The organism is Kouleothrix sp. 19917 (assembly GCF_057073505.1).
In genome coordinates this window covers 7,389,532-7,401,095 of record NZ_CP097099.1, presented here as the reverse complement: position 1 = coordinate 7,401,095, position 11,564 = coordinate 7,389,532, and the positions used below count along the sequence as shown (strand labels likewise).

The following is an 11,564-nucleotide window of genomic DNA, read 5'->3' as shown; positions in this document are numbered from 1 at the left end:
GAAAAACCGCAGCCAGCGAATATATTTTTGCCGCTTGTATTTACGCAACCGGCAGCGCTTCGGCGGCATGCTCGCGGATCTGTGCCGCCCACGATTGCGCATAGCGGCCGCCGCGCGCCAGCAGCTCGTCGTGGCTGCCCGATTCCACAATGCGCCCGGCATCCATGACATGAATCACGTCGGCGCGCATGGCCGTGGTGAAACGATGCGTAATGATCAGTGCGGTGCGGCCCTGCACCAGTGTGCGAAAGCGATCCAGCCACTCGGCTTCGGCCCACGAGTCCATCGCGCTGGTTGGTTCGTCGAGCACAAGCAGGGGTGCCTGGCGCAAAAAGGCGCGTGCCAGCGCCACGCGCTGCCATTCGCCACCGCTCAGGCCCGTGCCATCGGCAAACCAGCGCCCAAGCAGGGTATGGTAGCCTTCGGGCAGGCGGGCAATGAAATCGTGCGCGCCCGCGCCGCGTGCGGCCGCTTCAATCGCCGCCGGATCGGGCGCGGCACTGGCGGCGCTGATGCCAATATTTTCGCCCGCCGTGGCATGGTACTCCAGCGGCGATTGAAACAGTACCGTGATCAGCTGCCGCAGCTTGTGCTGGGCCAGCGCGCGCACATCCACGCCATCGAATTCGATTGTGCCAGCCGCCGGATCGTAGAAGCGGCACAGCAATTTCACCAGGGTGCTTTTGCCGGCCCCGTTTGCGCCAACAATTGCCACCACACGGCCAGCCGGAACGCTCATTGAGAAGCCGTCGAGTGCCACACGCTCGCTGCCGGGGTAGCAAAAAGTGACATTGCGAAACTCGATGCCGCGCCGCAGGCTGGCGGGCAGTGGCGCAGCGGGATCGACGACTTGCGGCTGGAGATCGAGAAAGGCAAACAGGTTGCTCACAAACAGGCTGTTGGCATAGATCTGGCCGACATTGCTAAGCAGCGAGCGCACCAGGTTTTGCCCGCGATCAAAGATCTGGTAGAACAGCACCAGGTCGCCCAGCGTGGCTTCGCCACGCGCTGCGCGGCCAAGCATCCAGAGCAGTGCCGCGCCAGCAATGACAAGTGTGCCTGCGCTGGTACTGGCCTGCGCCAGCGATTGCCCGCGCAGCAGGCGCATACGTTCGCGCACGAGCCGCTGGCGGATGCTGCCGTAGGCGCGGCGAAATGCTGGGCCAATACCAAATAAACGCAGTTCGGCAGCCGATTCGCCACTCGTCAGCATGACATCATAGTAATTCGCCCAGCGTCGGTCGGCGGTGGTGCGCGCCCACCAGGCGTGATACTGGCGGCTGTTGCGCAGCACAACGGCAAAGGTGGGCAGCGCACTGATTGCGAGGATGGCGGGCAGCCCTGCGCCATAGCTCAACAGCATTGCGCCCAGCCCCACAAGCGTCAGGCTGTTTTGCACCAGTGTGCTGAGGTGTTCGAGCAGCTCAAGCGGCCGCGTGGCGGCTTCTTCGCGCGCGCGGTGCAGCTGATCGTAGTAGTCGGATGATTCATAGAAGGCCAGATCGACGCTGCTTGATTTCTCGTGCACCAGCGCGCGAATCGCATCTTCGACGCGCTCGGCCTGGGCCGCGCGCAGCCAAGCACCGGCGCTGTTCAGCAGCTCGGATGCAAACAGCAGCGCGCCCATGGTGCCTGCCAGCCACAGGCAGCGCGCCATTGCCGGCCCGCTGGTGCCTGCTGCAACCACGGCAGCCAGGCTATCGACCAGCGGGCGGCTCAGGGCGATCGTTGCAACTGGCAATGCCGCCTGCACCAGTGTTAGCGCAGCCGAAGCAGCCGTGAGCGCGGGCGCAGCAGCCCAGATCAGCGCGAGTGTGCGGCGAATTGCGGCAAGCCCCGCGCCACTGCGGGCGGCCAGCGTAGTGAGCGGCTTAGCGAATGCCATTAGCAGGGCTTCCGCTGGCAATGTGTGCGTCGATCATGGCGGCGATCTGTGGCAGATCGGCCAGGCGGCGCGGGCGGCTGATGCGAAAGACCGGCACCTGGCTGGCGAGCGCGATGCACTGGCGAAAGTAGGCCGGCGTTGAGCCACTGTTGCCCAGCAAACCAACTGCGTATGGGAACTGGAGCAGCGATGCAAAGGCATCCTGCGCGCCGAGCTGCTCGATGCTGGCTTCTGCGCCGTCCTCGGCTTCTTCGAGCACATAGATGCGGTGCAGCGCGAGCGGCGCAGGCGAATATGCGGCGGCCGAACGCCAGTCGCGGCGCTCGTCGTCGGCATTGAACTCGTGCAGGTCGGCCATGTCGAGCTGGAGCACATCGGCGACGGCGGGCCAGACTTTCAGGCGCGGGTAGCCAGGCGCAAGCAGTGGCGCGGGCGCATTCAGATCGAGCGCAACCATATCGTCGGCCAGCATGGTGTGGCCGCGCGCGTGCAATGCCGCCGCCGTAGTCGATTTGCCTTCGCCCGAGCAGCCCAGAAAGGCCACGGCCCTGCCATGAATGGCTACCGCGCTGGCATGCAGCACGAGCTGGCCGCGCTGATGCAGCAGCAAGCCCAGCGCGCCACCCAGCGCAAACACACGCAGGTAATCGTCGGTTGCGCTGGGGGCCGGGTCGATGGTAATGGTGCGCCCGGCGCGAATTGCAAATGTGCCAACGTCGTCGATATAAATATATGCCGCGTGCTGATCGCCGCACACATAGCCGTCGGAATGATCGCCGGCCGGCGGACGCCACGCCACTGGCCCGAAGCGAATGACGACATCGGCGTGGCCGGCTGTGCCGGGCGCAAGCTCGGGCAGCGTCAGCTCGGAGCGAATGCGCAGGCCATAGGCGACATACCACTGGCCAAGCGCTATTTCTGTGATTGGATTTGGCATGGGCAGAGATCTCGAAACTATTTTTTAGCTGGCGCGCGCAGCTGCACTGCGCGCGCCAGCCCTCCGACGCGAACGAATGAGCTTTGGCAATTACGCCATCGCCATCATGGCCATCATATCGCCACCCGAGCCAGCCATGCCCAGGGTAACGCGCTCGACAGCGCCGTGCTGGCGCAGCATGGGGCGCTTGTATGCCTTCTTCATTGCTTATCACCCCCTTTCTTTGAAAAATTGAGCGATTGTTTTCGCTCATTGCGATAAATGTGAAAATAAGATGTGCACGGATTAGTCTGAATTAGAAGTGGTATTGTCTTATTGCATTATGGGAAATGCTGAAGCGCAAGGAAACACTTCCAGGGATTATGGGCTGATCATCATAGCCCCATTACCCATCCCACCGTCACTACCCGAGCCATTCATGGCAAGCGTAATGCGTTCAACCGATCCGTGCCGAACGAGCTTTGGATGTTGATATTTCTTCTTGGTCACCATCATCACCCCCTTTCCGCAGTGTATATATTTATTGTAGGTGGCAGTATTGTGGACAAATGCCTCATACAATCATATGTGTGCGGGCGGGGGTAATAATCAGTGTTAATGTGCGTTCCTCAAGGCGATGTGTGTTGTTCATTATTGTATGAGCGGGATGAAACCGCCGTTGCGATGGTGAAAGACAAAGATGCACCAGATGTTGGTATGGATGGCGAGCCATTGAATGGCTGGCGTTGTGGTATGAGGCTGCGCATTGCGCCACCGGGCGCAAGTGCGCGGAGCCACGCCTCGGTAACCAGCAGCGCGCCCATGTACGAATAGTATTGTCCCGGTTCGATCACGGCCTGGCGGAAGGCCCGGGCTTCCACATAGCCGCGCTCGGCAATTTCCAGGCGCGGCGCGGCGTCGAGCCAGGGAAGAATGTGCTCGGCTGCCAGGCCATGTTTTACAGCCGCCGCAAAATCCATCCCCGATGGCTGATTGAGCACGGCCTCGGGCAGAATACCCTGCATAGCGCGGCGGTGGTGCCAGCGCTCGCGCTCTTTATATATCGCGCCGTCGTGATTCCATTTTTCTTCCTGTGGCATGGCCAGCACCAGCTCGACCAGGCGGCGATCATAGAAGGGATGGCGAAACTCCAGCGGTTTATCGACTGGTGCGGTACTGGCGATCATCGGCGTCAGAATATCTTCAAGCGTATAGCGCACTGCCGGGCTGCGTTCGCCCAGGCGCTGCACCTTGCGCACGCGCAGCGAACGGTCGCGCGTGGCGATGCGCTGCTGCAACGACGCCGCAATAAACGCTGGCAGGTCGGTATACATACCCCGGCGCAGCTCTTGCCACACCAGTGCCGGCCGCAGCACGGCCCAGGGCGCAAATGGCATCAGGCCGTAGTAGAGCAATGCCCCGGCTGCGCGGCGCGAGTCGCGCTGCCAGCTCAGACCGAGGCGTCGCAGCACTTCGCGGAACTGTTTGCGCCGCAGCAGGTCGTAGTACACGCGCTCGCAGCCCTCATTCACCGAGTCGCCCATCATGCCGGTGAGCACAGTATGGCAACCTGCGGATAGTATTGCGTCATGTTCTTCGCCAGTAGCGCCATCGACAACAAACTCATGCGGCCCGCTCACGCTTTGCGGTTGCCAGTTACTGCTCAAATATTCCGGTATGTATTTATCGTCGGCTGTGATCAGGTGCGCGCGCAGGCCGAAGTGCGCAATCATCAGATCGATGCGCTGGCGCTCGGCCGGGTCGGCGAGCTGATCGAATACCAGCGAGAAGGTATGCAGTTCGTGCCCGCTGTTCATACGAGCGGCCAGCGCAACAATCGCTGTGGAGTCGAGCCCGCCGCTGAGTTCGAGCGCGATGGCGGGTTTGCGGCTGCGCAAACGGCAGCGGATGGCTTGTTCGAGCGCGTGGCGGTATTCTTCGAGCACCTGCTGCGCCGGCCGATCGGCTGGTGTGTGGTCGCGCCAGTCCCAGAAGCGGCGCGTTGCCACATGGCCAGCCTCGGCCAGCAATATGTAGCCGGCTGGCAGCGCCACGAAGCCGCGAAACAGCCCCTGATCCCAGCCACTGGTCCACTGGTAGGCCGGCGTAAAATAATCGAGCAGCTGATCGTCGTCGATCTCCAGCGGCACAGTCGGGTCTTGCAGGATCTGGGTGCGTTCGGAAGCGATGATCAGCCGCTGCGCATCGCGAAAGAAGAACAGCCGGCAGGTGCCCGACAGATCGCGGGCGGCAAACACGCGCCGCGCGGCAGCATCCCAGATCACAAAGGCAAACTCACCCACCAGGCGATCGACACATGCCGCGCCCCACTGGCGATAGGCCGCCAGCACAAACAGTGCATCGGGTGCGGCGGGCAGCAATGGCTCGTGCAGCAGCTGGCGCAGCTCGTCGCGGTTGTCGATTCGGCAATCGGCGGCGATATGCAGCGTGCCAAGCGCAAGATGAACGCCGGGCTGGTCTTCGGGCAGGGTTGCCAGCTCGGCCTGAGCCATTCCCACTGCGCCATCGCGCCATGTCCAGCCGCCATCGGGGCAGCGGTAGCGCATGCAGGCAATTGCGGCGTTCAGCACGCCTGGGTCGGCTGGCCGGCCAGTCCAATCGATTGTGGCAAAGACTGCATTCATGCTGAAATTCGCTCAAGCGGCAGCTGGGAATAGCGTGCCAGGCTTTCGGGCGTGCCGCCAACGACGACAGTGCCATTGCTTTCGACCCAGGCGTGTGCTTCGATGCGGCCACCCAGCCCGCGCGCCACGCCAATATGGAACGACGATGCACAACCCTGCCAGCCCAGCAGCGCCTGGGCTGCCAGCGCCTGCGGCAGGCATGTGCTGCCACGCACAAGGTCGGCGGCCACGGCAATTGCCCAGCCGGTGCGCGCAAGTGCCTCTGGTGGCGGGGCCGCATTGCCTGCCCGGCGCTCGGCCAGGCGTCGCAGGCGCTGAAACGAAACCAGCAGCAGCGCGGCGCGAAACACAGCCACCAGCACAAGCGCCTGGAGCAGCAGCCAGCGCTCGGTGGGCGCAAGCGCACGCCATTTACGCAGCGCGGCCACTATTTAACCTCAACCAGGCCCGCGCTGTGCAGCTCGCTCACGAGTGCGATCACATCGGCTTCGCATTCGGCCGGCTCGACATCGTATTCGGCCATCACCGCAGCGCAGATTGCGGCGACAGTGGCGGGTTGCTGGATGCTATTCCAGATCAGCGCGCCAACTTCATCGAGCCCGTAATATTCACCTTGTTCAAGATCGAGAATGACAGCTTCTTCACCCAGCGTCGATGAAACCTGGTTGGGCGTGGCAACAATTATTGATTGTTCAGTAATATTTGGGGCACCAACATTGTTCAATAATGTGCTCATATTCGCAACTCCTTGTGAAAGCGAGATCGCAATGCCAGCCATGTGCGGCATAGCAGGGCGTGCATAACGGAATACGACGAGCTCTGTTTCTGGTGCGAAATGCCGATTTTAGCGTTTTACCAGAAATAAAGCATTGTTTGGGGCCTTGGAAAAGCCCCCCAAACCTTGCCGAGCAGCCAACCGCCTAACTTCGCCCAACCACAGCACAATAGCTCGGTTTGTCAGCTTGCCAGGGAATAATCTCTATAAGCAGAACGTCATGCGCGACGCTGCCGGCCCTTGTTTTTGTGAACAGAAGATTACAGATTATTTGCCAGCGAATTGATGGTAGCCCACGAGGTACAAGGCATATTTGCCATATTCCTCGGCAGTGACGCGCCACCCTTCGGCGCTGCGCCACCAGGTTGCAGGCTGGTACCAATCGTTTGCGACCGGCTGGATCGAGATGGTGATGCCGGAGTTGCGGAAGATCTGATGCACAATTGCGCCTGCCCGGCGCGTGTGGTAGGTATTGGTAACGATAATGACCGATTGCCAGCCTTGCGCTTGCGCACAGCGCAGGATCTGCTGTATTTCCTGGTAGGTAGTTGCTACCGTGCCGGGCACAATCACAATTTGCGCCTGCGGAACCCCTTCACGGCTGGCCTGGTCGACAACGAGCTGCGCATATGGTTTGTTGGCGGCGCGTGGCGCAAGCTGCATGTCGGTAATGGCAAACCACTGCGCCTGGTGCTGTGCAAGCAATTTGCCAGCATAAGTAACGCGGATGCGATCACCTGCGAGCGGCACAATTGCGTCAGCGCGTAGTGGTGGGTCGGCAACGATCAGCCACGCGCCAGCGGGCGGCAGGATGATCGGTGCCAGCAGCACCACAAAGCCAATGGCGGTTACCAGCACCGCCAGGTGCCGCTGCCAGTGCGCTCGGGGCACTGGCGCGAGCGGCAATGTCGAAAAGCGTTTGATCTACCCTCCTGTGTTCACGATCACATTCACCCGCAGATGCAGGGTGCGGTAGGGCGTTGTCGCGTCGTCGCGGAACAAAAGCAGATCGACCTGCTGATCATTGCCGGCGGTGTTGAGCGTATAGCGAATTGGCGCTTGCCAGCTTGCACCATCGATCAGCGTAACAGGGCCGGCCTGCGCCAGCAAGGTTTGCGCGCTGCGCGCTTCGACGCGGTAGCGCGCGGCGACGCCTTCGTGATTCGTAATGCCCACCGTGAGCTGCATGGCTTCGCCCGGCGCGACCTCGCGCGGGTAATCTTCGGCCAGCTCGCCATTGCCAAGCGCATAAAATTCGGTGAGCTGCCCGGCAGGATCGGGCGCGAGCAGCGCATATGCGCCAGCGCCAAGCACCAGGGCGAATGCGAGCGCCCCTGCAAGGTATGCCAGGCGCGCCGAACGGTTGAGTTCGCGCCACCAGGGGCGTGGCGCAATGGCCGGGGGCAGTGCTGCCTCGACCGGGCGCAGCAAGGCCCGGCGCGCAATGCCCACCAGGCTGGCCACAACGACGAAGCAGGCCAGCGAAATGGCGATTGGCAATGGACGCAGGCCCCATGGCAGCCCATTGAGCACCAGCGCCAGCAGCGGCAGCACTGCCGCGCTCAGGCCAAAGCTCAGCGCCGCGCGCGCCACGCCACCCATATCGTCGCGGTGAGGAAAGAGCGCCGCCACCAGCGCATAGCCCGGCGCAATAAAGGCCATTGCCAGCCCGATCGGTACCCGGATAATTGGAAACGGTACGATGAGCAGCAGCGGAAGCAGCACTGCCGCCACACTCACCACAACGAGATCGTAGGCAGCCCAGAGCGGCAGGGTACGAACGGCGCGCCGGACTATATGTTGGGTGTGTTTAACGGCTTCTGTCGTCATACCATCTCTTTAATACACTATGCGCAGCTGATGGAGCATGCTGTCGTTACACTATCGGGCGTGTTCTGTTACGCAGGTATATCTCTGTCTTCATAGAGAGAACGATATATTGAAACGATTTGGTACGCGGCCAACATTACAAATTGAAACAGGCCAAATATATTGACAAACTCTTTTATTTCACGCCGCTAAATATCACTTCGCGCATGTTTGCTGTGTTTGGCGTGTTTGCGCGTGCCAAGCACCTCGCGGTAGACCGCAAGCGTTTCGCGGGCGGCGCGTTCCCAGGTAAACTGGGCGGCGCGAGCCAAACCGCGCGCGCGCAGCTCGGCGCGCAATGGCGCATCGCCAAGCACGCGGCCAATTGCCGCCGCCAGCGCGTCGATATCGTATGGGTCCACGCTGATCGCCGCATCGCCAACCACTTCGGGCAGCGACGACGCATTCGATGTAATCACTGGCGTGCCACAGGCCATTGCTTCGAGTGGCGGCAGGCCAAAACCTTCGTACAACGACGGGAAGACAAACACGCGAGCATAATTGCAAAACGATACAAGGTCGTCGTCGGAAACCTGATCGAAAAACAAGACATGGTTGTGCAAACCGCGCTGGCGAATATAGCTGTGGAGCTGCTCGCGCTCGTGGGCGAAGCGTGCTGCGCCAACTTTAAGCAGCCGCGCCTGTGGAAATCGATCGAGTATGCTGGCAAATGCATCGATCAAACGCCGCAAATTCTTGCGAGGGTCTTCCGAGCCGATATACAGAATTGGCTCGATCGTATCATCCAGGCCGTAGCGCGCATACAAATCAGCGGGCACGGGCCGGGGGCGAAAGATCGTGTGATGCACGCCAAGGTGCACCACGTGTATACGGCTGGCCGGGTAGCCAAGGACGCGCACAACATCGTCGCGCGTGTGCGCAGAGTCGGCAATCAGGGCAGTGGCGCGGCGCAGGCCACGTATGGTCAGGTCGTCGAAGAATTTATCGTATGCGCGCATATAGCCGGTTAATTCGGGATCGCTGCGGTACGCCAGGGTGATGATATCGTGGACCGTGACAACGAGATTGGCGGGCGCGCGGAAGGCCACCGCGCTTGCCTGGTTTTGGCTGGTGAGGTGCGTAAGGCCGTGCGCAGGCGCAGCGGGCAGTGTGATCGGGTAGGTTGTGAAAAATGCGCGCAGATCAAAGCCAAAGCGCTGCGCAAGGCCAACAAGCGGGCCCGGCACTGGCGGTGCCGGCGTGCCAGCAACATCGACAGGGTTGCCGGCTGCTTCCAGCGCCTGGCGCAGGCTGCGTGCATAGCGCGAAAGGCCAGTTGTTTGGCCTGCCCCTGCCCCCACCAGCTGAACTGGCATATATTGCTCGTGTGTTTGGGAAAATGTTGTGCTTGTCATTGAGCACTCCACAAACGTTCACCAATTTGCTCGTAGCGGTGAATAACCTGCCGCCAATCGAACTTACGTGTAACGATCGTAGCGCCATGCTGGCCCATGCGCTGGCGCAGTTGCGCGTCGGAAAGGAGCTGGACAAGGGCTTGCGCCAGTGCATCGGCATCGCCGGGCGGTACAATCAGGCCACTTTGCCGATCGTCGAGCATATGAGCAATGCCACCAACGTTGGTTGCAACAACAGGCTTTTCCCAGGCCATTGCATCGAGTACCGATAAGGGAAATGTTTCGGCAAAGCTTGGCAGCAGGGCAATATCCGCTGCCGCATAGCCATCGGCAAGCTCTTCATCCGTGACATGCCCTGTGAAAACCACACTTGCCCCAACGCCGCTCGCTGCAACCTGATTCATCAGCTCCTGGGCGTAATCGTGCCACAGGCCATCGGTTTTGCCGACGATAACATACCGCGCCGAGGGAAAACGGCTGAGTATCTGCGGCAGCGCGCGGATGACAATGTCGTGCCCTTTATTTGGTTTCACACTGGCGACATGAAACAGAAGCGGGGCGTGCTCAAGGCCGTGCCGTTGCCGAAATCGCTCGGCATTTGCCGTACCGCGCCGGGGTGCCTCAAATCCATTGTAAACCAGCGTCGTGCGCCGCGCCGGCAGGCGAAAGTGCCTGAGTAAGCGGTGCTCTTCGGGCGACGTTAAGGCAATGTGCGATACGCTCCAGAGCAACGATGCCAGCAAAGGCCGAATCGCTGCCAGATACAGGCTGCGCTTAACCAGCGGCAGTTTTGGGTCGCCATCGAATGCCTCGAATAAGCCATGCGGCGCAAGAATAACCGGAACGTGACGGCGGCGCAGGAGCCGGGTAACTGCCAAGGCCAGGTTTGGGAATATCACGCCGTGAATATGCACCACATCGAGTCGCGCGGCCTGTAAAGCGCGCAATAATTCAGGCGCTTGCACATAGGTGAAACCGAAAGGCTTTGTGATGCTGTACGGTAAGCGCCGAACATGAACCGGCCCATCGTCTTCCTCTGCAGGAAGCTCAGGGTCATAGTGCAGTGTAAATACTGTGACCTGATTGTGAGCAGCCAGTTCCTGCGCCACGCGCCGTGCAACACGCTCGGCACCGCCTTCGAATGGATGGTAAAAAGGCGCGTAAATGCCAATGTTCATCCGAGCACCTTTGCTGCATACTGATCGGCATATTCGCCCAGAAACCATTCACGAAATGCCACCAGGCCATCGTGCAGCGTGGTTGGCTCGCGAAAGCCGAGCGCGTGCAACTTCGTTACATCGGGCACCAGGCGCTGAATATCGCCATCCCACGATTGCTGAGACATTGTGAGCCGCTTTGAGCTGCCTAACAGATCCATCATGGCGTGCATTAAATCTGTTACGCTGAAAGATGCCGCCGAACCAACGTTATACACAGGCTCGGTGCCATACTCGGCAACGAAAAGCAGGGCAGCAACGGCATCGCGAACAAAAAGCTGGCTGCGAATTTGGCGGCCATCGCCAAGTACCACCACTTCATCACTGGCTTCGAGGATTTTGCGCGCGAAATCGAACACGACAAAGCGGCGCTGGCGAGGCCCATACATATTAAAAAAACGAATAATTGTTGCATCAATGCCATGCAGGCGTTTGTACAGTTCAACGTAATGTTCAGCTGCCAGTTTCGATGCACCATAGGGCGACACTGGCTCCAGCGCATGATCTTCTGCCATTGGCGGGGTCAATGGTTCGCCATAGACTGCGCCACTTGAGGCAAGGAACAGGCGGGCCTTGTGATCGCGCGCCACGTTGAGCATATTGATCGTGCCAAGAATATTTGTTGACCCATCGTGGAGCGGATCGCGGGCTGACAGTGGCACATTTGCATTGGCTGCAAGATGAAAAATGGTATCAACAGGGCCGATCTGCCGGCAAAGCTGAGGGTTGCGCACATCACCTTCTAGCAAATGAAATTTACCTTCGGCTGCTGCCAGATTACGGCGCGGTGCATCCGAAAAATTATCGAGAACAGTCACTTCGCAATTGCGTTCGATCAATGTTTCGACGAGGTGCGAGCCGAGAAAACCGGCACCGCCCGTGACAAGGACGTGTTTCACAAT

Annotated in this window: 10 protein-coding genes; all 10 read right to left on the bottom strand. The window is 60.3% G+C overall.

The window, feature by feature from the left end:
- Positions 1 to 40: 40 nt before the first annotated feature.
- On the bottom strand, positions 41 to 1,885 hold the full coding sequence (locus M1P90_RS29830) for an ABC transporter ATP-binding protein (RefSeq protein WP_483699343.1): 1,845 nt from the start codon (positions 1,883 to 1,885) through the stop codon (positions 41 to 43).
- A complete protein-coding gene (locus tag M1P90_RS29825) occupies positions 1,872 to 2,822 on the bottom strand; it encodes an HPr kinase/phosphorylase (protein WP_483699342.1) in 951 nt (316 codons plus the stop codon). Before M1P90_RS29825 ends, M1P90_RS29830 begins: the two co-directional genes overlap by 14 nt.
- A gap of 608 nt (positions 2,823 to 3,430) precedes the next feature.
- The gene (locus M1P90_RS29820) at positions 3,431 to 5,446 is read right to left on the bottom strand and encodes an asparagine synthase-related protein (protein WP_483699341.1); all 2,016 of its coding nucleotides are present in this window, start codon (positions 5,444 to 5,446) and stop codon (positions 3,431 to 3,433) included.
- A complete protein-coding gene (locus tag M1P90_RS29815) occupies positions 5,443 to 5,874 on the bottom strand; it encodes a lasso peptide biosynthesis B2 protein (protein WP_483699340.1) in 432 nt (143 codons plus the stop codon). Before M1P90_RS29815 ends, M1P90_RS29820 begins: the two co-directional genes overlap by 4 nt.
- Positions 5,874 to 6,182 (bottom strand): PqqD family protein, encoded by a 309-nt coding sequence (locus M1P90_RS29810; protein WP_483699339.1) that lies wholly within the window; start codon positions 6,180 to 6,182, stop codon positions 5,874 to 5,876. The genes M1P90_RS29815 and M1P90_RS29810 overlap by 1 nt, the downstream gene beginning before the upstream one ends.
- A gap of 306 nt (positions 6,183 to 6,488) precedes the next feature.
- A complete protein-coding gene (locus M1P90_RS29805; protein ID WP_483699338.1) occupies positions 6,489 to 7,112 on the bottom strand; it encodes a YdcF family protein in 624 nt (207 codons plus the stop codon).
- Positions 7,113 to 7,145: 33 nt separating this feature from the next.
- Complete coding sequence (locus tag M1P90_RS29800) at positions 7,146 to 8,051, bottom strand: DUF1616 domain-containing protein (RefSeq protein WP_483699337.1); 906 nt, start codon at positions 8,049 to 8,051, stop codon at positions 7,146 to 7,148.
- 188 nt (positions 8,052 to 8,239) lie between these two features.
- Positions 8,240 to 9,406, bottom strand: coding sequence for a glycosyltransferase family 4 protein (locus tag M1P90_RS29795; protein ID WP_483699336.1), 1,167 nt, complete (start codon positions 9,404 to 9,406; stop codon positions 8,240 to 8,242).
- Positions 9,407 to 9,441: 35 nt separating this feature from the next.
- On the bottom strand, positions 9,442 to 10,623 hold the full coding sequence (locus tag M1P90_RS29790; protein WP_483699335.1) for a glycosyltransferase family 4 protein: 1,182 nt from the start codon (positions 10,621 to 10,623) through the stop codon (positions 9,442 to 9,444).
- On the bottom strand, positions 10,620 to 11,561 hold the full coding sequence (locus M1P90_RS29785) for an NAD-dependent epimerase/dehydratase family protein (protein ID WP_483699334.1): 942 nt from the start codon (positions 11,559 to 11,561) through the stop codon (positions 10,620 to 10,622). The genes M1P90_RS29790 and M1P90_RS29785 overlap by 4 nt, the downstream gene beginning before the upstream one ends.
- Positions 11,562 to 11,564 lie beyond the last annotated feature (3 nt).